Source organism: Paraburkholderia silviterrae, assembly GCF_004353915.1.
Classification (GTDB): domain Bacteria; phylum Pseudomonadota; class Gammaproteobacteria; order Burkholderiales; family Burkholderiaceae; genus Paraburkholderia; species Paraburkholderia silviterrae.
Genome location: NZ_SMRP01000003.1, coordinates 339,524 through 363,963, shown reverse-complemented (window position 1 = coordinate 363,963; position 24,440 = coordinate 339,524). Strand labels below are relative to the sequence as shown.

At 64.8% G+C, this 24,440-nt stretch carries 23 protein-coding genes; 18 read left to right on the top strand and 5 right to left on the bottom strand.

Features of this window, described 5'->3' with window-relative positions:
- Positions 1-50: 50 nt before the first annotated feature.
- Complete coding sequence (locus EYW47_RS09135; RefSeq protein WP_133194539.1) at positions 51-1,286, bottom strand: Bcr/CflA family multidrug efflux MFS transporter; 1,236 nt, start codon at positions 1,284-1,286, stop codon at positions 51-53.
- Positions 1,287-1,599: 313 nt separating this feature from the next.
- On the opposite strand from EYW47_RS09135, the gene EYW47_RS09130 reads away from it, so the two are divergent.
- The 5 genes from EYW47_RS09130 (at position 1,600) to EYW47_RS09110 (ending at position 7,857) form a co-directional block, all read left to right on the top strand.
- The gene (locus EYW47_RS09130; protein ID WP_133194538.1) at positions 1,600-2,082 is read left to right on the top strand and encodes a hypothetical protein; all 483 of its coding nucleotides are present in this window, start codon (positions 1,600-1,602) and stop codon (positions 2,080-2,082) included.
- Positions 2,083-2,336: 254 nt separating this feature from the next.
- Positions 2,337-3,626: a glutamate-1-semialdehyde 2,1-aminomutase gene (gene hemL, locus EYW47_RS09125; RefSeq protein ID WP_133194537.1), complete on the top strand. Its 1,290-nt coding sequence runs from the start codon at positions 2,337-2,339 to the stop codon at positions 3,624-3,626.
- 86 nt (positions 3,627-3,712) lie between these two features.
- Complete coding sequence (ribD, locus tag EYW47_RS09120; protein ID WP_133194536.1) at positions 3,713-4,879, top strand: bifunctional diaminohydroxyphosphoribosylaminopyrimidine deaminase/5-amino-6-(5-phosphoribosylamino)uracil reductase RibD; 1,167 nt, start codon at positions 3,713-3,715, stop codon at positions 4,877-4,879.
- 41 nt (positions 4,880-4,920) lie between these two features.
- The gene (locus EYW47_RS09115; RefSeq protein ID WP_133194535.1) at positions 4,921-5,556 is read left to right on the top strand and encodes a riboflavin synthase; all 636 of its coding nucleotides are present in this window, start codon (positions 4,921-4,923) and stop codon (positions 5,554-5,556) included.
- 471 nt (positions 5,557-6,027) lie between these two features.
- Positions 6,028-7,857, top strand: a complete 1,830-nt coding sequence (locus EYW47_RS09110) for an ABC transporter ATP-binding protein (protein WP_133194534.1) — start codon at positions 6,028-6,030, stop codon at positions 7,855-7,857.
- A gap of 42 nt (positions 7,858-7,899) precedes the next feature.
- Here the strand turns inward: EYW47_RS09110 and EYW47_RS09105 are convergent, their stop codons facing one another.
- Both EYW47_RS09105 and EYW47_RS09100 read right to left on the bottom strand, forming a co-directional pair.
- The gene (locus EYW47_RS09105) at positions 7,900-8,205 is read right to left on the bottom strand and encodes a HigA family addiction module antitoxin (protein ID WP_133194533.1); all 306 of its coding nucleotides are present in this window, start codon (positions 8,203-8,205) and stop codon (positions 7,900-7,902) included.
- Between the two features lie 11 nt (positions 8,206-8,216).
- The gene (locus tag EYW47_RS09100) at positions 8,217-8,498 is read right to left on the bottom strand and encodes a type II toxin-antitoxin system RelE/ParE family toxin (protein WP_133194532.1); all 282 of its coding nucleotides are present in this window, start codon (positions 8,496-8,498) and stop codon (positions 8,217-8,219) included.
- 246 nt (positions 8,499-8,744) lie between these two features.
- Here EYW47_RS09100 and ribBA point away from each other — a divergent pair, with 246 nt between their 5' ends.
- The 4 genes from ribBA (at position 8,745) to EYW47_RS09080 (ending at position 12,182) form a co-directional block, all read left to right on the top strand.
- The gene (gene ribBA, locus EYW47_RS09095) at positions 8,745-9,905 is read left to right on the top strand and encodes a bifunctional 3,4-dihydroxy-2-butanone-4-phosphate synthase/GTP cyclohydrolase II (protein WP_133194531.1); all 1,161 of its coding nucleotides are present in this window, start codon (positions 8,745-8,747) and stop codon (positions 9,903-9,905) included.
- Between the two features lie 54 nt (positions 9,906-9,959).
- A complete protein-coding gene (ribH, locus tag EYW47_RS09090) occupies positions 9,960-10,475 on the top strand; it encodes a 6,7-dimethyl-8-ribityllumazine synthase (protein WP_133194530.1) in 516 nt (171 codons plus the stop codon).
- Positions 10,472-10,903, top strand: coding sequence for a transcription antitermination factor NusB (gene nusB / locus EYW47_RS09085; protein WP_133194529.1), 432 nt, complete (start codon positions 10,472-10,474; stop codon positions 10,901-10,903). Before ribH ends, nusB begins: the two co-directional genes overlap by 4 nt.
- An 85-nt stretch (positions 10,904-10,988) precedes the next feature.
- The gene (locus EYW47_RS09080; RefSeq protein ID WP_133194528.1) at positions 10,989-12,182 is read left to right on the top strand and encodes a pyridoxal phosphate-dependent aminotransferase; all 1,194 of its coding nucleotides are present in this window, start codon (positions 10,989-10,991) and stop codon (positions 12,180-12,182) included.
- A gap of 97 nt (positions 12,183-12,279) precedes the next feature.
- Here EYW47_RS09080 and EYW47_RS09075 read toward each other — a convergent pair whose 3' ends face one another.
- Complete coding sequence (locus tag EYW47_RS09075) at positions 12,280-13,497, bottom strand: transglycosylase SLT domain-containing protein (protein WP_133194527.1); 1,218 nt, start codon at positions 13,495-13,497, stop codon at positions 12,280-12,282.
- Between the two features lie 556 nt (positions 13,498-14,053).
- On the opposite strand from EYW47_RS09075, the gene EYW47_RS09070 reads away from it, so the two are divergent.
- From EYW47_RS09070 to EYW47_RS09060, 3 genes are all read left to right on the top strand, one after another.
- Positions 14,054-15,655: a UbiD family decarboxylase gene (locus EYW47_RS09070; protein WP_133194526.1), complete on the top strand. Its 1,602-nt coding sequence runs from the start codon at positions 14,054-14,056 to the stop codon at positions 15,653-15,655.
- A gap of 127 nt (positions 15,656-15,782) precedes the next feature.
- The gene (locus tag EYW47_RS09065) at positions 15,783-17,258 is read left to right on the top strand and encodes an NAD-dependent succinate-semialdehyde dehydrogenase (RefSeq protein WP_240763614.1); all 1,476 of its coding nucleotides are present in this window, start codon (positions 15,783-15,785) and stop codon (positions 17,256-17,258) included.
- A gap of 169 nt (positions 17,259-17,427) precedes the next feature.
- Positions 17,428-18,102 carry a LysE family translocator gene (locus EYW47_RS09060; protein ID WP_133194525.1) on the top strand — a complete coding sequence of 225 codons (675 nt, stop codon included), beginning with the start codon at positions 17,428-17,430 and terminating at the stop codon, positions 18,100-18,102.
- Between the two features lie 106 nt (positions 18,103-18,208).
- Here the strand turns inward: EYW47_RS09060 and EYW47_RS09055 are convergent, their stop codons facing one another.
- Positions 18,209-18,523, bottom strand: a complete 315-nt coding sequence (locus EYW47_RS09055) for a hypothetical protein (protein ID WP_133194524.1) — start codon at positions 18,521-18,523, stop codon at positions 18,209-18,211.
- A gap of 38 nt (positions 18,524-18,561) precedes the next feature.
- Between EYW47_RS09055 and EYW47_RS09050 the strand changes: the two genes are divergently transcribed.
- The 6 genes from EYW47_RS09050 to EYW47_RS09025 all read left to right on the top strand — a co-directional run bounded on the left by EYW47_RS09050 (position 18,562) and on the right by EYW47_RS09025 (position 24,394).
- Positions 18,562-18,927 carry a hypothetical protein gene (locus tag EYW47_RS09050; protein WP_133194523.1) on the top strand — a complete coding sequence of 122 codons (366 nt, stop codon included), beginning with the start codon at positions 18,562-18,564 and terminating at the stop codon, positions 18,925-18,927.
- Positions 18,928-19,613: 686 nt separating this feature from the next.
- Complete coding sequence (locus EYW47_RS09045; protein WP_133194522.1) at positions 19,614-19,934, top strand: EthD family reductase; 321 nt, start codon at positions 19,614-19,616, stop codon at positions 19,932-19,934.
- Between the two features lie 80 nt (positions 19,935-20,014).
- Complete coding sequence (locus EYW47_RS09040; protein WP_133194521.1) at positions 20,015-20,578, top strand: YggT family protein; 564 nt, start codon at positions 20,015-20,017, stop codon at positions 20,576-20,578.
- Between the two features lie 491 nt (positions 20,579-21,069).
- The gene (locus EYW47_RS09035) at positions 21,070-22,035 is read left to right on the top strand and encodes a retron St85 family effector protein (protein ID WP_133194520.1); all 966 of its coding nucleotides are present in this window, start codon (positions 21,070-21,072) and stop codon (positions 22,033-22,035) included.
- On the top strand, positions 21,980-22,936 hold the full coding sequence (locus tag EYW47_RS09030) for a retron St85 family RNA-directed DNA polymerase (protein ID WP_133194519.1): 957 nt from the start codon (positions 21,980-21,982) through the stop codon (positions 22,934-22,936). The genes EYW47_RS09035 and EYW47_RS09030 overlap by 56 nt, the downstream gene beginning before the upstream one ends.
- A gap of 177 nt (positions 22,937-23,113) precedes the next feature.
- Positions 23,114-24,394, top strand: a complete 1,281-nt coding sequence (locus EYW47_RS09025) for a hypothetical protein (protein WP_133194518.1) — start codon at positions 23,114-23,116, stop codon at positions 24,392-24,394.
- Positions 24,395-24,440 lie beyond the last annotated feature (46 nt).

Sequence of the window (24,440 nt, the reverse complement as noted above, 5' to 3'; positions counted from 1 at the left end):
ACGGGACGCCTCGGCGTCCCGTTCTAATTTGTGCTTCCGGCTGGCTGCGCTTACGCGTTCGGCGCCGCCTGCTGCGCGCCCGGCGCGGGCCGCCCGTGCCACTTCACGACGATGCTGCGGCCAACCCAGGTGAACGCGCCGCACGCGCCGATCGTGCAGCCCATGCCGAGCGGAGAGACGCCGGGGAACCAGCCGATCACGACACTCGCGAATGCGCCAAGGCCGAGCTGCGTCGCGCCGAACACAGCCGCGGCCGCGCCGGCATTCTTCGGATAGCGGTACATCAGATCGGTCGCGCAGTTCGCGCTGAGCAGGCCCACCACGCCCACCACGAAAAACAGGCCGGTCACGATCGACCACAGGCCGCCCCACCCCGTCACGCACATGAGCGCGACGAAGAACGACGCAGCGATGCTGACCGTCGAGGCCATCGACACCATGCGCAGCGTGCCCATGCGTCCAATGAAGCGCGTGTTGAGGACGTTGCCGAGCATGATGCCGAACACGTTCGCGCCGAAGAACAAGCCGTAGTGCTGGGGCGAAACGTGGAAGTACTCGATATAGACGAACGGCGTGGCCGAGATGTAGGTGAACATCGCCGCGAACGCCATGCCGCCGCACAGCATGTGGCCCCAGACGAGCGGGTCGCGCAGCAGGCGCCCGTATGCCGCGAACGAGCGCAGCACGGCGGCGCTCTCGCGCTTTTCGGCCGGCCAGGTCTCGGGCACGCGCAGCCAGGCGGCGACGCAGCACGCGAGGCCGAACAGCGTCAGTGCGACGAACACCACGCGCCAGCCGCCGAGCAGCAGCAACTGCCCGCCGATGAGCGGCGCGAGCAGCGGGCCGATCGAGGTGACGATGGCGACCATCGAGAGCACCTTGGCCGCGTCGGACGGCTCGTGCGCGTCGCGCGCGATCGCCCGCGCGAGCACCGAGGCCGCACCCGCGCCGAGCGCCTGCAAAAAGCGCACGAAGGTGAGCTCGCCCGCCGAGTACGAGAGCCAGCACGCGATGCTCGCGAGCGTGAAGAGCGCGATGCCGCCAAGCAGCACGGGGCGGCGGCCGTAGGCATCGGAGAGCGGACCGTAGAGCAGCATGCCGATCGAGAAGCCCGCCATGAAGCTCGTGAGCGTCATGGCGGCCGCGGCCGCGCTCACGCCGAACGACTGGGCGATGGCGGGCAGGCTCGGCAAGTACATGTCGGTGGCGAGCGGGCCGCAGGCGGCGAGCGCGCCGAGCAACAGGATCAGCCGGCCATCGGGCCGGCGTCGCGGGGAATGGGACATGGGATCGATGAGGAGCGGACCGTGGCCGAGGGCTCGGTCTCGATGTTCTGCGCCGCTTCGGCATGGGCCGGTGGCGTCCCTCCGGGTCGCAATCGCGACGCAGATGCGACGCGAGAAGCGGCTACGTAGCCTAAGCATTGTACCCGAGGCTTAATTTTCGCTTTCGGCGCACCGCAGGGTCGCGCCACGCGCGGCGGATGCAACAGGGGCCGTGCCGCGGCCGCTTTGCGCTATGCTGCGCCCTCCTCGTCCCTTTTTGCCCTCTTGCGTCCTTGCCTGCCCCGCAATGCGTCGCGAGGCGCGACTTTCGCCCATGAGCGCCTACCTGCTGATCTGGAGCCCCAAGAAGTGGCCCTGGCCCGAGCTGCCCGACTTCGCGCGCCGCGTGCAGGCGGGCGAGGCCGTTGCCGATACATGGGGCTGCGGCTTCGCGCGCGGCATCCTGCCCGGCGACCGCGTGTTCCTCCATCGCGTCGCCGCCGAGCCACGGGGCCTCTTCGGTTCCGGCTATGTGACGCGCGCGCCCTACGAGGTGCCCGACCCCACCTACAAGCGCGGCTACCGGCTGTGCATCGACTTCGTCTACGACTGGCTCGTCGACGCCAGCGAAAACGTCGTGATCGCACGCGAAGCGCTGCGCGCGCATCCGTTTTCCGTGCAAACCTGGGATGCGCAGAGCTCGGGCACTGTCATCAAGCCGATCGCCGAGGGCGCGCTGGAAAAGCGCTGGGCCGGGCTGACCGGCAAGCGGCCCATGCCGGCCGCAGCGATTGCGGCGATGCATGCGGCCGGATAAGCCTGGATAAGGCCTGCCCGGCGGCATCCGCGCGAGGCGTGCCGCCCCCCGCCGGGTCCTGCGCCGTCCGGTGCCGCCCCGGCCCGTTCGGCGCGACTCCGGTACAATTTCGGCATAAACGCCCCATCACTGGCGCCCGGCACGGCACCTCAGCTGGCCGGCCCAAGCCACATGGGCCCGAGCGCCGGCGCGCCAGGGCACCGCCCGCCACGCCCCACGCCACCGCAAACACCACTCACGCAGGTCCAGCACTCATGTCCAACACCTCGTCCACGAACCAGGCCCTTTTCGAACGCGCCCAGCGCACCATCCCGGGCGGCGTGAACTCGCCCGTGCGCGCGTTCCGCTCGGTCGGCGGCACGCCGCGCTTCATCGAGCGCGCGCAAGGGGCGTACTTCTGGGACGCCGAAGGCAAGCGCTACATCGACTACATCGGCTCGTGGGGCCCGATGATCGTCGGCCACGTCCACCCCGAAGTGCTCGAAGCCGTGCAGCGCGTGCTCGTCAACGGCTTCTCGTTCGGTGCTCCGACCGAGGCCGAAATCGAGATCGCCGAGGAGATCTGCAAGATCGTGCCGTCGATGGAGCAGGTGCGCATGGTGTCGAGCGGCACCGAAGCCACCATGAGCGCGCTGCGTCTTGCGCGCGGCTTCACGAAACGCGACCGCATCGTGAAGTTCGAAGGCTGTTATCACGGCCACGCCGACAGCCTGCTCGTGAAGGCCGGCTCGGGCCTGCTCACGTTCGGCAACCCCACTTCGGCGGGCGTGCCGGTGGACATCGCGAAACACACCACGGTGCTCGAGTACAACAACGTCGCGGCGCTCGAAGAGGCGTTCAAGGCCTTCGGCGACGAGATCGCCGCCGTGATCATCGAGCCGGTCGCGGGCAACATGAACCTCGTGAAGGCCACGCCCGAGTTCATCGGCGCACTGCGCAGCCTCACGGCGAAGCATGGCAGCGTGCTGATCTTCGACGAAGTGATGTGCGGCTTCCGCGTTGGCCTGCGCGGCGCACAAGCGCTGTATGGCGTCCAGGCCGACCTGGTGTGCCTCGGCAAGGTGATCGGCGGCGGCATGCCTGCGGCAGCGTTCGGCGGCCGCCGCGAGATCATGGACCACCTCGCGCCCAATGGCGCCGTCTACCAGGCGGGCACGCTCTCGGGCAACCCGATCGCCGTGGCGGCGGGCTTGAAGACGCTGCAGCTCATCCAGGCGCCGGGCTTCTACGAGAAGCTCACGGCGCAGACCGCGCGTCTGGCGCAAGGTCTGTCGCAGGCCGCGCGCGAAGCGAATGTGCCGTTCGTCGCGGATTCGGTCGGCGGGATGTTCGGCCTCTATTTCGCGGACAAGGTGCCTGGCAGCTTCGCGGAAGTTACCAGGAGCGACGTGACGCGCTTTAACCGCTTCTTCCATCAGATGCTGGATGCGGGCGTGTACTTCGCACCTTCGGCCTACGAAGCGGGCTTCGTGTCGAGCGCGCACGACGACGCGCTCATCGACGAGACGGTTGCCGCTGCGCGCCGCGCGTTCGCCGAGCAATAAAGCACGCGGCAACCACGCGGCAACCAGCCGAAGGCGGGGCGCATGCCTCGCCACTCTCACTCGCAACGCCTCGGAGCCAGCACGACATGTTCTCGCAAGCCGATTTCGCCCACATGGAGCGCGCGCTCGCCCTCGCGGCGCGCGGCCTGTACACGACCGATCCAAACCCGCGCGTCGGTTGCGTGCTGGTGAAGGACGGCGCGGTGATCGGCGAAGGCTTCACGCAGCCCGCCGGCCACGACCACGCCGAAATCCAGGCAATGAAGGACGCGCGTGCGCGCGGCCACGATCTGCGCGGCGCGACCGCCTATGTGACGCTCGAGCCGTGCAGCCATTTCGGCCGCACGCCGCCCTGTGCGAACGCGTTGATCGAGGCGAAGGTCGCGCGCGTGATCGCGGCGATGGAAGACCCGAACCCGCTCGTTTCGGGGCGCGGCCTCACGATACTGCGCGACGCGGGTGTCGAAGTGCGCTGCGGGCTGCTTGCCAACGAGGCGCGCGAACTGAATATCGGCTTCGTCTCGCGCATGACGAGAAAGCGCCCCTGGGTGCGCATGAAGGTGGCGGCGTCGCTCGACGGCCGCACCGGCCTGCCCTCGGGCGAAAGCCAGTGGATCACGGGCGAGGCCGCGCGCGCCGACGGCCATGCCTGGCGCGCACGCGCCTCGGCCATCCTCACGGGCATCGGCACCGTGAAGGAAGACGACCCGCGCATGACCGTGCGCGCGATCGACACGCCGCGCCAGCCCAAGCGCATTCTCGTCGACAGCCGCCTCGATGCCTCGCCGCTTTCGCAGATCTTCGTGGGCGCGCCCACGCTCGTGTTCTGCGCCACGCTCGACGACACCAATGCCGAGCGCGCCGAGGCGCTGCGCGCGCGCGGCGCCGAGATCGTTGCGCTTGGCAACGAGCGCGGCAAGGTGGACCTGCCCGCCATGCTCGGCGAGCTGGCCGCGCGCGGCGTGAACGAGCTGCACGTGGAAGCGGGCTACAAGCTCAACGGATCGCTATTGCGCGAAGGCTGCGTGGACGAGCTGCTCGTCTATCTCGCGCCCTCGCTGCTCGGCACGAATGCGCTCGGCATGTTCGACCTTGTCGCACCCGCGAAGCTCGATGCACGCACGCGCCTCGCCTTCCAGGCGGTCGAGCGCGTCGCCGAGGATCTGCGCATCCTCGCGCGCCTCGTGCACGATGACCCCATTGCGAACTCGACTGCGGGCGCCGACGCCCACGCGCACGGGGAGGCGCCATGATTCTCCCGAACACACTGAACGAACATATAAAGGACAGCCAGATGTTTACCGGAATCGTCGCGGCCGTGGGCCGCATCGAATCGATCCGTCCGCTCGGCAGCGACGCCGACGCGGGCGTGCGCCTCACCGTCAACGCGGGTGGCCTTGACCTCGACGATGTGCAGCTCGGCGACAGCATCGCCATTCAGGGCGCGTGCATGACTGTCATCGAAAAGTCGGCGACGAGCTTCGACGTGGACGTCTCGCGCGAGAGCCTGAACCGCACCGTGGGCCTCGCCGACACCGGCGAAGTGAACCTCGAAAAGGCGCTGCGCGCGCACGACCGCCTGGGCGGCCATATCGTTTCGGGCCACGTGGACGGCCTCGGCACCGTCACGCACTTTGCGCCCGTGGGCGAATCGCACGAGCTGCGCGTCCTCGCGCCGGCGGAGATCGGCCGCTATCTCGCCTACAAGGGCTCGGTCACGGTCAACGGCGTGAGCCTGACCGTGAACTCCGTGGACGACCGCGCCGACGGCTGCGAATTCTCGATCAACCTGATTCCGCACACCGTTGAAGTGACCACGCTCAAGCATCTCGTGGCGGGCGCGAAGGTGAATCTCGAAATCGATTTGATTGCGCGGTATGTGGAGCGGATGCTCTCCTCATCGCGAGGCAATGGCATGGCACAGGACTGAGCTGCCTGCCACGGCGCGTGCCCGCGTAGTTCGCGGGCCGCCCCCCTCAGCAACACGCGACAAGGACGCCGCGCACTCGCAGCCAACGCCGCACACAGTGCGAGCGCAACTTCCGCAGCGCTGATAAAATCCGCACTATTCCCTCGCGCTCGCCCTTTGGCATGCCGCGGTCTCTCCACCCGTACTCAATGAAGGAGGCAAAGATGGCAGTAATCGAGATGGCCGCCGTCATGCCGCCGGTCCGGGTGATGCCACACTTCACGCACACTCCGCTTCCGGCACGCTGACCGCGTCCCGCACAGCGCGGCGCACGCCTAGCGACATGCTTGCCGCCGCGCCGCTTTCCAGCGATTTCGAGGTTTTACGTTCGGCATGAAGTGCCCGAATTGCGTCACTGAACGCGCAGACCCCGTTTTCCGCTCATCGCGTTCCTGAAGAGTCTCCGGGCCTCGCGTCCGGAGCACGCTGTCCATGACAGACCAAGACAAACAACTCGCTTCCGGCGGACAGACGTTCCGCAATGTCCTCGGCTTCACGTTCCGGCACTGGTCGCGCCAGCCGTGGCGCGTAGGCGCAGTCGCCCTCGCCGCGCTGCTCGGCGCGCTCGCCGACGTGCTCACGCCGCACTACGCCGGCCAGCTTGTCGATGCGCTCGCGCACGACGGCGCAAGCGGCAACGCCGCCGCCTGGCACGCCGCCGTCGTGGCGTTCTGGGCGCTGACAGCGCTCGGGCTCGGCGGCACGCTCATGCGCCAGGCCGCGTTCCAGAACATCATCGTGCTCACGCTCAGGATGATGAGCGAGGTCGCGACGCACGCCTTTCACCGCGTACAGCGCTTCTCGACCGACTGGCACGCGAACAGCTTCGCGGGCTCGACCGTGCGCAAGATCACGCGCGGCATGTGGGCGCTCGACTTGCTCAACGACACGCTGCTCGTTGCCCTCTTTCCGTCGCTCGTGATGCTGGTCGGCTCGACCATCCTGCTCGCGCTGCAGTGGCACGTGATGGGCCTCGTGGTCGGCGTCGGCTCGGCGCTCTATCTCGCCATTACCGTCTCGCTCTCGCTCTTCTACGTCGCGCCTTCCGCGCGGCTGGCGAACCAGTGGGACACGAAGATGGGTGGCGCGCTCGCCGACGCCGTCTCGTGCAACCCCGTCGTCAAGGCGTTCGGCGCGGAAACGCGCGAAGAAGCGCGGCTCGCGCGCGTGATCGCCAAATGGGACAGCCGCACGCGCCGCACCTGGCGGCGCGGCACGCTCAACGGCGGCGTGCAGGGCGCGCTGCTGGTGGCCATGCAGGCGGCCATTCTGGGCTCGGCGCTGCTGCTGTGGGCGCGCGGGCTCGCGAGCGTGGGCGACATCACCTTCGCGCTTACGCTCTTTTTCCTGCTCAAGGGCTATCTGCGCGACGTGGGCATGCACGTGCGCAACCTGCAGCGCTCGGTCAACGACATGGAAGAGCTCGTGATGCTCGAGGCCCAGCCGCTTGGCGTCGAAGACCGGCCGGACGCGCCGCCCATCGTGATCGACCGCGGCGACATCCGCTTCGAGAACATGACGTTCCGCTACGGCGCGCACGAGCGGCCGCTCTACGCGAATCTTTCGCTGCGCATCGCGCCGGGCGAGCGCGTGGGCCTCGTCGGTCATTCGGGCTCCGGCAAGACCACGCTCATCAAGCTGATCCAGCGGCTCTACGATATTTCCGACGGACGTATCACGATCGACGGCCAGGACATCGCGCAGATACAGCAGGCATCGCTACGCTCGCAGATCGCCATCGTGCAGCAGGAGCCGGTTTTGTTCCACCGCTCGCTCGCGGAGAACATCGCCTATGCGAGACCCGGCGCGACCCACGACGAGATCGTGCGCGCGGCGAAGCTCGCGAGCGCGCACGATTTCATCATGGCGCTGCCGCGCGGCTACGAGACGCTCGTGGGCGAGCGCGGCGTGAAACTTTCGGGCGGCGAGCGCCAGCGCGTCGCGATCGCTCGCGCGTTCCTCGCCAACGCGCCGATCCTGATCTTCGACGAAGCGACCTCCAGCCTCGACAGCGAAAGCGAAGTGCTGATCCAGCAGGCGATGGAGCGCCTGATGGAGGGCCGCACGACGGTCGTGGTCGCGCACCGGCTTTCGACCGTGCGCGCGCTCGACCGGCTGCTGGTGCTCGAGCGCGGGCGCGTTGCGGAGGAAGGCACGCACGACGAGCTCGTGCGCCGCGAGAACGGGCTATACCGGCGCCTGTTCGAGCGCCAGGCGCTGGAGCTGACGAAGGGGCTCGCCGACGATATCCTCCTGCGCTGAGCGACCGGAGCGGGGTAAGACGCGAGCCGGACGCAGTGGCGCTCAGGCCGCCACTGCCCGCGCGTGCGGCTGAATGTTCGCCAGGACTTCGGCGAGCGCCTCGCGCGCGAGCTCGGTGTCGTAATGCGCCTGCAGCTCCATCCAGCTGCGCGCGTCGGTGCCGAAATAGACTGCGAGCCGCACTGCCGTGTCCGCCGTGATCGCGCGCTTGCCGAGCACGATCTCGTTGATGCGGCGCGGCGGCACACCAATCGCCTTGGCGAGCGCGTACTGGCTGATGCCCATCGGCTTGAGCCAGTCTTCGTTCAGGATCTCGCCCGGGGTGGCTAGCGGTACTTCCCGTGCCATAGCAATGCTCCTCAGTGATAGTCGACGATGTGCACCTGCGAAGCCTCGCCGCGCGCGAAATAAAAGCAGATGCGCCATTGCGCGTTGATGCGGATGCTGTATGCCCCTTCGAGCTCGCCGTTCAGAGGCTCCAGCCGGTTGCCGGGCGGCACACGCAAAAACGATAGCGTGAGCGCGGCATGAACTTGCTGCAGCTTGCGAATGGCGACCGTTTCGATCGCGGCAAATCGGGCAACCCGGCGCCCCGCAAATAGCGCGGCGGTGTCCCGGCAGACAAATGATGTAATTGTCATGGATAGTAACGCCACTCGTTAATAACGTCAAGCGTTACTATTGTCGCGAAGGCGCCACGCATGGGCTAGCTGGCCGTTCGGCCAACTCTCGTGTGCGCTTGATCGGCACCGGGCCACACAAGCGCCCGACGCCGGCGAGCCCGCCTGGGCGCCTGCCAGCCTCAAAACCCCGCGCACTCCTTCCGTTCTGGGCGACGCGCCCGCCCGCGTGGCGTAAAATGTGCGCTTTCCAGCCAAAATCCCATCATGACGCTCGCCTCCACCCTTGAGATCATCGCCGAACTGAAAGCCGGCAAGATGGTGATCCTCGTTGACGAAGAAGACCGGGAAAACGAGGGCGACCTCGTCATCGCAGCGGAGTTCGTCACGCCCGAAGCCATCAACTTCATGGCGAAGTACGGCCGTGGCCTGATCTGCCTCACGCTCACGCAGGAACGCTGCAAGCTGCTCAACCTGCCGCTCATGACGTACCGCAACGGCACGCAGTACGGCACGGCGTTCACGGTGAGCATCGAGGCGGCCGAAGGCGTCACGACCGGCATCTCCGCCGCCGACCGCGCCCGCACGATCCAGACGGCCGTCGCGCACGACGCGCGCGCCGAGCACATCGTGCAGCCCGGCCACGTGTTCCCGATCATGGCGCAGCCAGGCGGCGTGCTCGTGCGCGCGGGCCACACCGAGGCCGGTTGCGACTTCACAGCGCTCGCGGGCCTCACGCCGGCGGCGGTGATCTGCGAGGTCATCAAGGACGACGGCACGATGGCGCGCCTGCCCGATCTCATCGAGTTCGCCAAGGAGCACAACATCAAGATCGGCACCATCGCCGACCTGATCCACTATCGCAGCCGCACCGAGTCGATCGTCGAGCGCGTGGCCGAGCGCACCATGCACACCGCCCACGGCCCGTTCCGTGCGGTCATGTACGTCGACCACCCCACGCGCACGCCGCACATCGCCCTCGTGCGCGGCACGCCCAAGCCCGACGAGGACACGCCGGTGCGCGTGCACGAGCCGCTCTCGGTGCTGGATCTGCTGGAAACGGGCTCGTCCACGCACTCATGGACGCTCGACGCCGCCATGCGCGAAATCGCCGAGCGCGATCTCGGCGTGATCGTCATGCTCAATTGCGGCGACACGAAGGAACATCTGATCGACGTCTTCAAGGCGTTCGACCAGAAGGAGCGCGCGGAGGCGCTCGCACGCCGGCCCGTGGACTTCAAGACCTACGGCATCGGCGCGCAGATCCTGCGCGAGCTCGGCGTGGGCCGCATGCAGGTGCTCTCCAAGCCGCGCCGGCTCGGCAGCATGTCGGGCTACGGGCTCGAAGTCACCGGTTTCGTGCCGATGCCGGGCAGCGACACCGAGGCACCCTGCCCGCCGGAAACGACCGACCGCGCAGCACATTAAGCCGCAGGCCCCACTTCACGCGTCACCACGCTCAACCGAACCTACGGACACCACATGGAAATCGGACAATACCAACCGAACCTCGACGGCGACGGACTGCGCATTGGCATCGTTCAGTCGCGCTTTAACGAACCCGTCTGCAACGGCCTCGCCGACGCCTGCATCGAAGAGCTCGAGCGCCTCGGCGTCACGGGCGAAGACGTGCTGCTCGTCACCGTGCCGGGCGCGCTGGAAATCCCGCTCGCACTGCAAAAGCTCGCCGAAAGCGGCCAGTTCGACGCCCTGATCGCGCTCGGCGCGGTCGTGCGCGGCGAGACGTACCACTTCGAGCTCGTCTCGAACGAAAGCGGCGCGGGCATTTCGCGTATCGCACTCGACTTCGGCGTGCCGGTCGCCAACGCGGTCCTCACGACCGAGAACGACGAGCAGGCCGTCGCGCGCATGACCGAAAAGGGTCGTGACGCCGCGCGCGTCGCCGTCGAAATGGCGAACCTCACGGTGGCGCTCGAGCAGCTCGACGGCGGCGACGACGACGAAGAAGACGAGGAAGACGAAGAGGAACAGCAATGAAGAGCGCGCGCCGCCGCTCCCGCGAACTGGCCACGCAGGGCTTGTATCAGTGGCTGCTGTCGGGTGTGCCCGCCGGCGAGATTGACGCGCAGCTGCGCGGTTCGCAGGGCTACGACAAGGCCGACCACGAGCATCTGGACGCTCTCCTGCACGGTGTGATCCGCGAATCGGAGGAGCTCTCCGCCGCCATCGCGCCGTGCCTGGACCGTCCGATCGAGCAGCTCTCGCCCGTCGAGCGCGCGGTGCTGCTCGTGGCGACCTACGAGTTCAAGCACCACGTCGACATTCCGTATCGCGTCGTCATCAACGAGGCGGTCGAGCTCACGAAGACCTTCGGCGGCTCGGACGGCTACAAGTATGTGAACGGCGTGCTCGACAAGCTCGCGGCGCAATTGCGCGCCACCGAGGCCCAAGCCGCCCGCAAGTAGTAACGGCGCAAGGCGCGTGGAGCCAGGCCGTCAGGCCCCCGGCTTCCCGCGCGCCGCACCGCCTGCAAGCACTGGAAACACCCGCATGAACACCGTTGCCGAACCGCTGCTGCGGCTTGCCGCGCGCGTCGACGAAATCCAGCCTTTCTACGTCATGGAATTGGCGAAGGAGGCCGCGAAGCTCGAGCGCGCCGGACGCGACATCATCCATATGGGCATCGGCGAGCCGGACTTCACGGCGCCCGAGCCCGTCGTCGAAGCCGCCGCCGCTGCGCTGCGCCGCGGCGTCACGCAGTACACGAACGCACTCGGCATCCACGCGCTGCGCGAGGCGATCGCGGCGCATTACGAGCAAGCGTACGGCCTGAAGGTCGATCCCGCGCGCATCGTCGTGACGGCCGGCGCCTCGGCGGCGCTGCTGCTTGCCTGCACGGCGCTCGTCGATCGCGACGACGAAGTGCTCATGCCCGACCCGTGCTATCCGTGCAACCGGCACTTCGTCGCCGCCGCGGAAGGCAAGCCGGTGCTCGTGCCGAGCGGCCCGCAAGCGCGCTTCCAGCTCACCGCGAGCGACGTCGAGCGCCTGTGGACGCCGCGCACCCGCGGCGTGCTGCTCGCTTCTCCGTCGAACCCCACCGGCACGTCGATCGAGCCTGCTGAGCTCGCGCGCATCGTGAAGGCCGTGCGTGCGCGCGGCGGCTTCACGATCGTCGACGAGATCTATCAAGGCTTGAGCTACGACGCCCGCCCCGTCTCCGCCCTCTCCTTCGGCGACGACGTGGTGACCGTGAACAGCTTCTCGAAATACTTCAACATGACGGGCTGGCGCCTCGGCTGGCTCGTGGTCCCGCCCTCGCTGGTCGGCGCGTTCGAAAAGCTTGCGCAGAACCTGTTCATCTGCGCGTCGGCGCTCGCGCAGCACGCGGCGCTCGCCTGCTTCGAGCCGCAGACGCTGGAAATCTACGAAGCGCGCCGTCTGGAGTTCAAGCGCCGCCGCGACTTCATCGCGCCCGCGCTCGAATCGCTCGGCTTCACAGTGCCCGTCATGCCCGACGGCGCGTTCTACGTCTACGCGGACTGCACGAACGTCAATCACCCGACTGCCGGCGACAGCGACGCGCTCACGCGCGCCATGCTGCACGACGCCGGCACGGTGATGGTCCCGGGAATGGACTTCGGCGTGGCCGCGCCGCACCAATATGTGCGACTCTCGTACGCCACGGCTTACGAGCGGCTTGAAGAAGCCGTCGAGCGGTTGAGAACATTTTTCGACCGCTGATCCTCGCAACTGGGGCTGGAATTGAAGAAGAAATGGAAAAAGGCACCCGAGGGTGCCTTTTTCCATTTCCTATAGTCCGCTCTTTCGCGATGAAGCCTTACGCGCCGAGTTCGGGCTGGCTGTGCTTCTGGGCCGCCGTGCTGGCGCCGTTGCTGGCGTCATCCTGTTCGGGCGTCGCCTGCTCGGGCGCAGCGGACTTGTCCACCAGCGCATGCGCGTTGTCGAGCGTCACGTGCACGCGCTTCTCGCCGTTCACGCTCGCCACCTTCTGCACCGGCGCGCTGGCCGTGGTGGTGGCGGGCGCCTGAGGCGCGTTGATCGGCACGTTGCGGCCGCGGGCCACATCACGCAGACGCCCACGTTCGGCCATGACCTTGGCGCCGTAACCGCCGTCGTCCGGCGAGGTCGAGCCCACGTAGAGGCGCAGACCGCCCGGCAGCGAGCCGCCGCGCGCGATGCAGTCCTTCAGGACCAGCGCGCCAACCTTGATGTTCGCGAGCGGATCGAGCGCCGCGCGCTGGCCGCCGAAGTACTGGAACTTGTCCGAGTGAACCTTCGACATGACCTGCATGAGGCCCTTCGCGCCCACGCCGCTTTCGGCGTACGGGTTGAAGCCCGACTCGATCGCCATGACCGCGAGCAGCAGCAGCGGATCGAGACCCACTTCACGGCCGGTGTCGAAGGCGGCCTTCACGAGCTCGCCGACCGGCTCCTGCGCCACGCGATAGCGGCGCGCAATATAGGTGGCGACGAGCGCCTGTTCACGCGCCGAAACCAGCACGCGGTCGTCGCGGGCATCGGGCGCGATGCGCTGCGAGGGGATCATGCGCGCCAGCGTGCCGACGCTCGGCAGCGAACGCGGGTCCAGACCATTGAGCGTGACCGCGTCGAGCGTGGCCATGCCACCCTTGGAGACGCTATTCGCGACGTGGTCCGCCGCGCCGTTCGAGCCGCCGGTCGTCACGTTCCCGGCAGGCGCACCGGCGTCGGAAAGAAGCGCCGTGGGCAGGGTCGCACCGTCGGCGTTGCCGTCTTCGTCCGTTCCAGCGTTGGGCTGCGGGAACGCGGGCAGCGGATTGCCCTGCAGCAGACGCGCGGGGCCCGCCTGCACGGCAGCGGTAACAAAGGGCATCATGCGTGCGGCCAGCGTGCCGCGCCACGAAGGCAGCAACCAGATGGCGAGCGCGACCAGGACGGCGCAACCGCCCACAATGCTGAACAGGTGGTGGCTCAAACGCGTGCCACGTCGCAGTAGCGCACGCAGCCCCGAAGCGAGACGCTCGTCGGCGCGCCACCACGATAACCAGGTATTCATCTAACAGATCTCCCCATGTTGCATGATCCGGCGACCGAAGTCGGCGCGAGGCACATTGCCAATCGCAGGATCAAGACACCGCGCGCCCTGGCTGGTGCGGCAGCGGCGTCGGGAAACGGCAAGAACGCCGTAGGTGGAACCCCTTCCGAACTACTGGGCACGCCTTGGGCGCGCGTGGGGAGTTCTCACGCGAACAGCCGGCGCGAAGAGGCGCCGGCGAAGACAACCAATCTAGACCGTGGAGAGCCGTGCAGGGAATCGGCTAAACGGCGACGCGTTGCGTCTGAAGGACCGGGACGGTGGCTAAAAATTGCAAGCCCTGCAGCCAGTGTGGACGGATTCTAGCAGGCTTTAATAGATCGTCAACACTATAGAATGTCAAATCTATAACTAATTGTAATAATGAACAGTGTTCAATCCGGGCGGGCCCACGTACTGCGCGCTTCTGCGGCCGGTTACCCAATATGACTGACAGCGTGCGTCAAGTAACACAGGTAAAATCGACAATCGTCTCGCCTCTGCACCTGCCGCGCGCTGCGGCTCCGACCCTATCCTGATGAAATACAAAGACTTGCGCGACTTCGTCGGTCGCCTGGAGACGCTCGGCGAGTTGCGCCGCGTGCCGCAGGCCGTCTCCCCGGTGCTGGAAATGACCGAGCTCTGCGACCGCGTGCTGCGCGCCGGCGGCCCCGCCCTGCTATTCGAGAGCCGCGCGACCCATGCGTTCCCTGTGCTCGGCAATCTGTTCGGCACGCCGCGGCGCGTCGCGCTCGGCATGGGCATCGATGCGCCCGAGAGCGCAGGCGACGGCGCGGCGCTCGACTCGCTGCGCGACGTGGGGCGCCTGCTCTCCGCACTGAAGGAACCTGAGCCGCCGCGCGGCCTGAAGGATGCGGGCAAGCTGCTCACGCTCGCCAAGGCCGTCTGGGACATGGCGCCGAAGACCGTGAGCGCCCCGCCTTGCCAGGAGATCGTCTGGGAAGGCAACGACGTCGATCTCGCGAAGCTGCCCATCCAGACCTGCTGGCCCGGCGACGCCGGCCCGCTCATTACCTGGGGCCTCACGGTCACGCGCGGGCCGAACAAGACGCGCCAGAACCTGGGCATCTACCGCCAGCAGCTGATCGGGCGCAACAAGCTGATCATGCGCTGGCTCGCGCACCGCGGCGGCGCGCTCGATTTCCGCGAATTCGCGCTGCGCAACCCTGGCAAACCTTACCCGGTTGCGGTCGTGCTCGGCGCCGACCCGGCGACCATCCTCGGCGCCGTCACGCCGGTGCCCGACACGCTCTCCGAATACCAGTTCGCGGGCCTCTTGCGCGGCGGGCGCACCGAGCTTGCGAAGTGCATCACGCCCGGCGTCGACACGCTCCAGGTCCCGGCGCGCGCGGAGATCGTGCTCGAAGGCTTCATCTATCCGCACAACAGCACGCACAACAGCGCGCAAAACGGCGCACAAGAGAGCGCGCCCGCAGGCGCGCCGCCACGCCCCACCAAGGGTGCAAGCGCCGCGTACGAACACGCGCTCGAGGGTCCCTACGGCGACCACACCGGTTACTACAATGAGCAGGAGTGGTTCCCCGTCTTCACGGTCGAGCGCATCACGATGCGGCGCGACGCGATCTATCACTCCACGTATACAGGCAAGCCGCCCGACGAGCCGGCCGTGCTCGGCGTCGCGCTGAACGAAGTGTTCGTGCCGCTGCTGCAGAAGCAATTCCCGGAAATCACCGACTTCTATCTACCGCCCGAAGGCTGCAGCTACCGCATGGCGATCGTGCAGATGAAGAAGAGCTACCCCGGGCACGCAAAACGCGTCATGTTCGGCGTCTGGAGCTTCCTGCGCCAGTTCATGTATACGAAGTTCATCGTCGTGGTCGACGACGACGTGGACATCCGCGACTGGAAGGAAGTGATCTGGGCGATCACCACCCGTATCGATCCGGCGCGCGACACGGTGCTCGTCGAAAATACGCCGATCGACTATCTCGATTTTGCTTCGCCGGTAGCGGGTCTCGGCTCGAAAATGGGCCTCGACGCCACCAACAAGTGGCCCGGCGAAACGGACCGCGAATGGGGCCGCGCCATCGAGATGACCCAGGACGTGAAGACGCGCGTCGACCGGCTTTACGAAGAACTCGGACTCGGGCGCGCTTGAGGATCGCGGGCTCGTGCCCGCCACGCTGCCCGCTGATCCGCCGCACATCCGCGACGCCTTCGCGACGCCGCGCTCACCGCGATACGGCCCGCTTCGGGCCGCGCCGCTCACGCATTGAGGAGACACGATGATGAGCCTGTCCGCATCCGAACGCCTGACGCAGTTGAAGGATCCCGCACTCTTCAAGACGCGCGCCTGGATCGACGGCGAATGGAGCGGCGGCGCGGCGACTTTCGCCGTGCTCGACCCCGCCGACAACACGGAAATCGCCCGCGTGCCCGACTTCGGCGCCGCCGAGGCGCACCGCGCCATTGCCGCCGCGCACACCGCGCTGCCGGCCTGGCGCGCGAAGACCGGCAAGGAGCGCGCGGCCGTGCTGCGCCGCTGGTTCGACCTCGTGATCGAACACGCCGACGACCTCGCCGCAATCATGACCGCCGAGCAGGGCAAGCCGCTCGCCGAGGCGCGCGGCGAAGTGCTCTATGGCGCCTCGTTCCTCGAGTGGTTCGCCGAAGAAGCCAAGCGCGTGAACGGCGACGTGCTCGCGAGTCCGGCGGCCGACCGCAAGCTCATCGTGCTCAAGCAGCCGATCGGCGTATGCGCATCGATCACACCGTGGAATTTCCCGGTCGCGATGATCACCCGCAAGGTCGCGCCCGCCATCGCCGCGGGCTGCACGATCGTCGTGAAGCCCGCCGAGCAGACGCCGCTGTGCGCGCTTGCGCTCGCCGAGCTCGCGCAGCGCGCGGGCGTGCCAAAGGGCGTATTCAATGTCGTCACCGCCGATTCGGCCAATTCGATCGAGGTGGGCAAGGCGCTCTGCGAAAGCGACATCGTGCGCCACCTTTCGTTTACGGGGTCCACGCCGGTCGGCCGCATTCTCATGCAGCAATGCGCACCCACCGTGAAGAAAATCGCGCTGGAACTGGGCGGCCACGCGCCCTTCATCGTGTTTGACGACGCCGATATCGACGCCGCGGTGGAAGGCGCCGTGATCTCGAAATACCGCAACGCAGGCCAGACCTGCGTGTGCACGAATCGCTTCTACGTCCATGACAAGGTCTATGACGCGTTCGTCGAAAAGCTCGCCGCCGCCTCGCGCAAGATCAAGGTTGGCAACGGCTTCGAGGACGGCGTGAACCAGGGACCGCTGATCGACGACGCCGCCGTGGCGAAGGTGACGCAGCACATCGGCGATGCGACGTCGAAGGGCGCGAAGCTCGTCGCGGGCGGCAATGTAATGGAAGGCCGCTACGTCGAGCCGACCGTGCTCGCCGAAGTCACGCGCGACATGCTGATCGCACGCGAGGAGACCTTCGGCCCGGTCGCCGCCGTATTCCGCTTCAGCGACGAAGCTGAAGTGATCGGCCTCGCGAACGACACCGAGTTCGGCCTCGCCTCCTATTTCTATAGCCGCGACATCGGCCGCGTATGGCGTGTGGCCGAGGCGCTCGAGTACGGCATGGTCGGCATCAACACCGGGCTCATCTCGAACGAGGTTGCACCGTTTGGCGGCGTCAAGCAGTCTGGGCTCGGACGCGAAGGCTCGAAGTACGGCATCGACGAATATGTCGAGCTGAAGTATCTCTGCATGGGCGTCTGATCGAGCCGCTCACCTGCCACACCCGTACCACCCGGCGCCGTTCGAACCGCTCACTGCGAAGCGGCCAACTTGCGACCAACTAGCGACCAACTAGCGGCGCACGCACGCCGCGCCGCCCATCGTTCATCTCTCGCACCGGGCGGCGCGGCACAACAACAATCAACGTTACATGCCTCACCTTTCCCTGCTCTCCGACGGCTTTTTCCTGTCACTTTCTCTGTGCCTCGACATTGGCCTTGTCAACGTCGCGTGCATTTCGCTCACGCTCTCGCACGGCTTCAGGCCGGGTTTCTGGCTCGGTATCGGCTCCTGTTTCGGCGATTTGACCTACGCCGCGCTCGCGCTTGCCGGGATGGCGGCGCTGCTCCAGTTCGATGCCGTACGCTGGGTCGTGTGGATCGGCGGCGCAGCCCTCTTGCTGATGCTTACCTGGAAGATGGCGCGCGAGGCGCTCAATCCGGCTGCTGCACCGCCGGTGGAAGGCAATGCCGACGGCGCCCTGCCCAAGCCCCATCCGTGGCGCAGCTTCGCGCGCGGTGTGCTGCTCGCCATGTCCTCGCCTAGCGCGATTCTCTGGTTCGCGGCCGTGGGCGGCGCGCTCATCGCGAAATCGGGCGCCACGACGGCAGGCTCCGCGGCCGTGTTTCTCGCGGGCTTTTTCCTGGGCGGACTGGGCTGGACGCTCTTCCTGTGCGGCCTCGCAAGCCATGGCCGCAAGCGCGCCGGCACCGGTTTGCTGCGCGCATGCCACGTGCTATCGGCATTGCTCTTCGCGTACTTCTCGTACAGCGTCATCGTGCACGGCTATCGCGATCTGATCGTCCAGGGCACAGGCACCGCGTAACGCGTGCCTGAAAAGCAAACGGCGCAACGCGGCATGAGCCGGCGTTGCGCCGTTGCGGAGAACTTCTAGCGGGTGGCGCGAGGCCACCCGGCATCATCCGTCGAGCTTAGTGGCGGTACCAGCCGCCGTGATAGCCACGGTAGTAGCCATGATGGCGCCAGTACGGACGGCCATAGTAGCCATAACCACCGTAACCGCCATAACCGCCTACAACGACTGCGGGCGGCGGCGCATAGACCACCGGCGGCGGCGGCTCATAGTACACGGGCGGAGGCGGTGCGTAGACCGGCGCAGCATAGACCGGATAAGCCGGTGCAATGGGAATGCCAATACCGATACCCACCGAAACGTGCGCCTCGGCTGCGCTGACGAGCCCCACACCCAGCGCAGCGGCAACGATAAACGAAACGGTCTTTTTCACTTCTCTTCTCCTGGCGGCCGACGACGGCGTCGCTCCACATGACGGGCACAGCCCACACTTGGACTCTATCTAAAACAGAGGCCGTCAAAGGTTGCCATTTGTTGCAAATTGCAATCGCAGATGCAGGCTTCTTGACACTGAATCAAGGCGATGCCGCAAACTTCTGCCGACGAAAGGCCCGAACCGCAGTGCATCGAGCCTTGCAAGCCACCCGAGGTGTTCACCCGGTCATAGTTACCGACAGCATCGCGCCCCACGCCAAAAAGGCAGGTAATGTTTCATTACAAATTGGTTGGGGCGGCGTGTTCGCCAGCCTGAAACGACGATGCCCGGTCCATAGACCGGGCATCGTCGAGATTGCAAGGCAGGGGGACGAGCAGCGGCGCTATCCGACTTTCACGTAGGTGAATTCGCGCGTGACGTTGGGCGGAACATACGCACCGCTAATCTGTACGCGAGGCGTTAGACGCTTCCTCTGATCCCACCAGCGACGACGCTGATGGGGCGTGAGAAACCGCAGATGCTTTCGGTAAGCGAAGATGCTCATGGTGACCTCCCGAATCGGACAACCGACAGGAAACAGCCCAATTGCACGACAGCAACAACAAAACCGGAGCCATAGAAGTATTGTGCGCAGGTTTGCGAACGGCGACCGCGGTGTTGCGAGATAGCCGCAGGTGCGTGACATATCGCGTGGGACCTGTTACTCGCGCGGTCCCCGTGCCGCGCAAAGGCGGACTTGCCGCACGCATTGAGCGCCGCCGCGCGCGAGGCGGCTTGTGCTCGCCGGCCGGATCACAAGCCTGGCCGCACGCGCACTGTGACGCCGCCGTTGCTGGCATCCGTTTTAATCGGAGCACGCCCACTGCATCGGTACGTCAACGAACATTTCGCGGCGCGGGCCCTCGCACGAGCGCCTCAACTCACTTTAGCCGCTGGCCGGAAAAACAATCGGAATCCTGTGCGCATCGCGTGGGCAGCCGGTGCCTCGCACCCTCACTGGCAAGGCGTAAGCCGTGGTAATGTGGCAACGGCGCGCGCACGCCTGCTGCAAGCGGCGCGCATCGGAATTCATCGACAGGAACGCACAATGATCAAGGTCAGCATCCTTTATCCTTACCGCGAAAACGGCCGATTCGACTCCGAGTACTACGCCGCGCGGCATATGCCGCTCGCCGCGCAGCTCTTCGGGGACAGGCTCAAAGGCTGGTCGATCGACATCGGGATCAACGCGGGGCCGCCGGGCACGCCGCCGCCCTACGTCGCAGCCGGGCACTTCCTGTTCGAAACGCTGGATGACTTCTACGCCGTGTTCAAGCTGCATCAGAAGGTGCTCGTCGACGACATTCCCAACTACACCGACGGTGGCAATGGCACGATCCTGATCAGCGAGATCAAGGTTTCCGTCTGATTCGCGCCGCCGGCCGCCGACCACACGCCCACAATCTGCGGCCACACACCGTCACTAATCACAAGAAGGAAAAAACACCGATGTTCGGCGATATCGCCCGCTTTTTGCTCAACACGATTTTCACGTTATTCGGCGCTGCCCTGCTGCTGCGCGTCTGGCTGCAGTTCGTCCGCGTTCCGCCCTACAACCCGGTAACACATGCCATCCAGCAGGCGACCAACTGGCTCGTGCTGCCGCTGCGCCGCGTGATTCCGGGCGTGCGCGGTATCGACTGGGCCGGTGTCGTCGCCGCGCTGATCGCCGCTATCGCATACGTGCTGCTGATGGTATGGCTCGCGGGCGTCGACCCACTTGCTCTGTTGCCCACGCTCCTGATCGTCGCGGTGCTCACGCTAGTGAAGTGGGCGCTCAATCTGCTCATCTGGCTCACGATTCTGATGGCGCTGCTCTCGTGGCTGAACCCGCGCTCGCCCGCGATGCCCGTGCTGTTCCAGCTCACGGCGCCGTTCCTGAATCCCATTCGGCGCGTGCTGCCGAACTTCGGCGGACTCGACCTCTCGCCGATCCTGCTGTTCGTGATCGTGCAGGTGCTGCTGATGGTCGTCACACGTGCGGCAGTCTCGCTCACCCTGTTCGGAATTTGACGCCGCGCCACGTCCCGCGGCAAGGCGGGACGCACGCGATTGCGCAATCGGGTGAATTCCGCGTAAAATGGCGCGCTCTGCGGGCGTCGTATAATGGTTATTACCCCAGCTTCCCAAGCCCCAGCGCGTTAAGCAACACCACTATCCACGCGCGTTCTCACGTTACGTTTTCTCCAGGCTCCACGAAGAGCTACTGTCCACGCGGCGTTCGCGGCGATGCCAGTTTTCACACCAGCACCAATCTCAAGAAGCTGACGATATAGCCAGCTCTCCTCCACGCATCGTTAGCGCGACAAGGAAAAGCATTTGTTGCTTGCATGCGCAAAATGGTTCGGCAATAATTTCCCTGCCTAGCATTTGTTCGGATGTATTGAACCGGGTTGCGGGTCGCAATCCGCCTTGATTTTTTACCTCTCTGGCGATGGGAGCCGTTCCGTCCCGCCGTCAGTCGACGGCGGGCCAAAACGGCTCCCATCGACGCTCTAGTAGGCATGCTCGTGCGCGACTTAAAACACAAGAACAGTGCGATAAGTAAGCAGTTGGCGAAATTCGCCGCGCGATTGGGCGTTCGCCATCCATCTCTGTCACGGGCGAACCGCCTATTGTTTCTTTGCGGAGCGAACCGCAGTCCTGGGGTACCCTCCCCGAGGCGACAGGCAATTAAACGCTTCGTCGAAAGCATTTCGTCCGATTATCGGGTGATCTACGCCGAGGGCGTGTTCAATGAGTTGGCTAAGGTCGGCCACGGTAAAAATGCGTTGGACCTCGAGCACGAAATCTCGGCAATCGCAGATCGGATCCTCATCGTTCTTGAAAGTCCGAGCGCCTTCTGCGAGCTGGGCGCGTTTGCCCATCAAACGCTGAGAGAAAAATTAATCATAGTTAACGACTCGCAGTTCCGCGGAAACGGCTCATTCATAGACACCGGCCCTCTTGCAGCAGCGACGGAATGCAAATCACCAATACTTTGGTATCCGATGGGTGCAGACGGCCTATCGAAGACCGATGGGATCGGCGCGATCTTTAGCGATCTCAAAGCAGCGGTTGACGCCAAGCCGGTTTCAGTCGGGAAGCCCACAAGTTCGGACATCGGGGACCTGTCTGCTAGCAAACTGAGCCTCTATTTCATCCATGATCTCGTTTTGTTCGTGGGTCCTGTCACCCACGCCGAGCTCATTGATGTCCTCATCACTGCGTTCGGGAAGAAAAGCTTCGACATGGCGAAAAGCCTGCTTGGCATTCTTCGCGAGGCGAGACTTATTGTTAGCAATCAGGTAGACACCGACTGGGTATTCCGAGCAACTACAACTACGCCGTTCCTGCAATACGCAGCAGATACAAACGCGCTGATGGCAACGTTTCGACGATACCACCTCCAAACAACCCCAAAGCGATTTGCCGATGAACATCGTGGAACGCATGTCGAACGAGCTGTCGGTCCCGCAATCGCTGCTTGAAAGCGCTCTGCTACTCGCTCACGTTCGATTCAGAAAAATCAAGGTCCCCAAACGCTCTGGCGGCGAACGGGTAATGATTCAGCCCGCTTCCGAACTTAAGCTTGTATTGAGTTGGCTTGATTCTCGTGTTCTGTCTAATGCACCGGTAAGCCCCATTGCTACCGCGTTTGAACCCGGAACTTCAATCGTCAAGAACGCGCGAACCCACAGCAAGTCCCTTTATTCCGTCCGAATCGATTTATCGAATTTTTTTCCATCGATTCGCTCTCGCGATCTGCTGCTCGCACTGTCAAGGTCACGCGAGTTGCTTCCCGAATGGGCATCTGGCGGAGATTTCGAGACACTGGTGCGTAACGCGTGCTTCGATCGCGCCGACAGGCTGCCAGTCGGCTACATGACGTCGCCGAGAATTGCAAACATCGTCATGCTCGAGTTGGATACAGCTCTGGCGACGGCGGTATCGCGCGACACGGTTCGCTTTGGTCAAGCGGTTCTCACACGGTATGCGGACGACTTCGTGTTCTCTACGGATAAGAAAGGCGCGTGCAACGAATTCTTATCGGAGATGCGGAGCTTGCTGGCGTCAACGCCGAGCCCCAAGCTATCCATCAACGAAGCGAAGACTCGATTCATGAGCCGTAAGGGAGGAACGACCCTCATCACCGGATTGCGCGTGAATAACGACGGGGACGTAGGCATCCACGCGAACTACAGGGATCACATTCGGATGCTACTGAAGCTATTCTCGACCGGACGGTTGAAGCCCGCAGAGAACGAAAAACTGCGAGGACACCTAGCATTTATTGAACACGCCGATCCTGACCTATTCACCCGCCTATCGTTTAGATACCACGCGGAGATCGCTAAGTTGCGCGGGCACCCCAGTCTGAATCCGGCTTGAGTGCGGTCACGCAACGCACCGCCTAGGTTCATACGCGCGAGTCGAAGCATCCGAACGGCCCGCCGGATGCCGACCGCGTTTCATAGAATTGTTCAAATGCCTGCCAAGGCTTCATGGTGGCACAGGACGGGAGATTCAGACCGCGTAAGTCTCCATCACATCTTCTCGACCTCTCCAATGTCCGAATCTCCCGAACGAGCACCATCCCAACAACTCTCCGAACAACAACTGGTGCAGGAGATCTGTTCAGCTCCCAATGCACTCGAAGCCCACCGCCGGTTCGAGAAAACTGCGGCCGCATTGGAAAAATGGCAAATTATCTTTGCGGAGGAGAGCGACGCCGGATCCATCAAGTTGCTGGATCAGACGCTAGGCTCCTCAGGCGTTGCAACGTCTGTATTCCGCGGGAAATCGTTATGGTTGATGGACGCGCCATTTGTCTCGCAATCCGGACCAATCGGCTTTCGCGGCGGCTCGGCCATGTTTCTAGATTCGAATGCAGCCACCTATATTCGCAATATCGCCTACAGGGATGATCTATCTCCGGAAGCGTTGAATTGGGCAAATCTGATCAACCAGATCGGTCCAAGGCTGCAGCAACTCAACCCCTATCTCTATCTGTGGGAGTCTGTCAGATCCTGGAACGATGAGACGGTCGCCGAATGCAAAAGGTCAGTCGCGGCGATCCATGCGCTGTCGTCGTCCGGTAGCAAGCTAAGTGCGGAATGGGGCCGGCGCTTCCGCTCAGTGTTCCGTGAAAGTGCGGAGAATTTCGCCACCGGGCTGATTGCGGAATTCGAACGGAACCTGGAGGCCGGGCTCTTTGCCGCCCTGGAGGATCAGCTCAATCTGATGGAGGCCGTTTTAATTCGGACTCAGATCATCGAGCTGAGCTCCAAGAAAGCCAAGGAGCACAAGCTGGCGCAGTTGGTCACCTACATGCACGAAGAACTGTCCACAATCATGCTACGGGAGCTGATCGTCTGCGGTGACATCCTGCTTCGCAGCAACCGATCAAGAATTTCCAAAAAGCTCAATTCCATCCAAAACCAAGCCGATCCACTAGCGCTGATCAGAAACTGCGCTTGGGACATGTACATTCCCCGCGCCCTGGATGCCTTGACCTCCGTCACTCCTGACCAAGCTCCTCACGTGGACTTCTATGTGGCGGAGGTGCTCAGCTTCGATGGCGACGTCTCAGACATCATCAACACCACGAAATTGAGGGCGATCGCCGTACATAAGCCATCGAAGAAGAATTTCCCCTTCTTCGATAGCGATGTTGCCGAATGGTTGGGAAATCGCCTTGGGCCGAAACGCATGGGCGCGCTGTCGGACTACTTCCTGCCAGAAGCGTTCCTTGATCGAGCTAGGCGCCGACCCGCAATGTCGGTCCGATCCATTCTGGAAGTAGACCGCAAGAAGCTGATCCATTTGATCCAGCAAAAGAATGGGTGAACTCGAAACCGGGCCATCCAGACTTTCGCCAATTCGCTGCGCGCAA

What these genes read in the sequence shown, in the direction of transcription:
- EYW47_RS09060 (WP_133194525.1), top strand. Translation starts at nt 17,428, where the DNA reads ATGCCTCACCTTTCCCTGCTCTCCGACGGCTTTTTCCTGTCACTTTCT.
- EYW47_RS09045 (WP_133194522.1), top strand. Translation starts at nt 19,614, where the DNA reads ATGATCAAGGTCAGCATCCTTTATCCTTACCGCGAAAACGGCCGATTC.
- ribD (WP_133194536.1), top strand. Translation starts at nt 3,713, where the DNA reads ATGTTCTCGCAAGCCGATTTCGCCCACATGGAGCGCGCGCTCGCCCTC.
- EYW47_RS09080 (WP_133194528.1), top strand. Translation starts at nt 10,989, where the DNA reads ATGAACACCGTTGCCGAACCGCTGCTGCGGCTTGCCGCGCGCGTCGAC.
- EYW47_RS09065 (WP_240763614.1), top strand. Translation starts at nt 15,783, where the DNA reads ATGATGAGCCTGTCCGCATCCGAACGCCTGACGCAGTTGAAGGATCCC.
- EYW47_RS09130 (WP_133194538.1), top strand. Translation starts at nt 1,600, where the DNA reads ATGAGCGCCTACCTGCTGATCTGGAGCCCCAAGAAGTGGCCCTGGCCC.
- EYW47_RS09105 (WP_133194533.1), bottom strand. Translation starts at nt 8,205, where the DNA reads ATGGCACGGGAAGTACCGCTAGCCACCCCGGGCGAGATCCTGAACGAA.
- EYW47_RS09075 (WP_133194527.1), bottom strand. Translation starts at nt 13,497, where the DNA reads ATGAATACCTGGTTATCGTGGTGGCGCGCCGACGAGCGTCTCGCTTCG.
- EYW47_RS09025 (WP_133194518.1), top strand. Translation starts at nt 23,114, where the DNA reads ATGTCCGAATCTCCCGAACGAGCACCATCCCAACAACTCTCCGAACAA.
- EYW47_RS09110 (WP_133194534.1), top strand. Translation starts at nt 6,028, where the DNA reads ATGACAGACCAAGACAAACAACTCGCTTCCGGCGGACAGACGTTCCGC.
- EYW47_RS09040 (WP_133194521.1), top strand. Translation starts at nt 20,015, where the DNA reads ATGTTCGGCGATATCGCCCGCTTTTTGCTCAACACGATTTTCACGTTA.
- ribBA (WP_133194531.1), top strand. Translation starts at nt 8,745, where the DNA reads ATGACGCTCGCCTCCACCCTTGAGATCATCGCCGAACTGAAAGCCGGC.
- EYW47_RS09030 (WP_133194519.1), top strand. Translation starts at nt 21,980, where the DNA reads ATGAACATCGTGGAACGCATGTCGAACGAGCTGTCGGTCCCGCAATCG.
- EYW47_RS09100 (WP_133194532.1), bottom strand. Translation starts at nt 8,498, where the DNA reads ATGACAATTACATCATTTGTCTGCCGGGACACCGCCGCGCTATTTGCG.
- EYW47_RS09115 (WP_133194535.1), top strand. Translation starts at nt 4,921, where the DNA reads ATGTTTACCGGAATCGTCGCGGCCGTGGGCCGCATCGAATCGATCCGT.
- nusB (WP_133194529.1), top strand. Translation starts at nt 10,472, where the DNA reads ATGAAGAGCGCGCGCCGCCGCTCCCGCGAACTGGCCACGCAGGGCTTG.
- ribH (WP_133194530.1), top strand. Translation starts at nt 9,960, where the DNA reads ATGGAAATCGGACAATACCAACCGAACCTCGACGGCGACGGACTGCGC.
- EYW47_RS09035 (WP_133194520.1), top strand. Translation starts at nt 21,070, where the DNA reads ATGCTCGTGCGCGACTTAAAACACAAGAACAGTGCGATAAGTAAGCAG.
- EYW47_RS09135 (WP_133194539.1), bottom strand. Translation starts at nt 1,286, where the DNA reads ATGTCCCATTCCCCGCGACGCCGGCCCGATGGCCGGCTGATCCTGTTG.
- EYW47_RS09050 (WP_133194523.1), top strand. Translation starts at nt 18,562, where the DNA reads ATGACGGGCACAGCCCACACTTGGACTCTATCTAAAACAGAGGCCGTC.
- hemL (WP_133194537.1), top strand. Translation starts at nt 2,337, where the DNA reads ATGTCCAACACCTCGTCCACGAACCAGGCCCTTTTCGAACGCGCCCAG.
- EYW47_RS09070 (WP_133194526.1), top strand. Translation starts at nt 14,054, where the DNA reads ATGAAATACAAAGACTTGCGCGACTTCGTCGGTCGCCTGGAGACGCTC.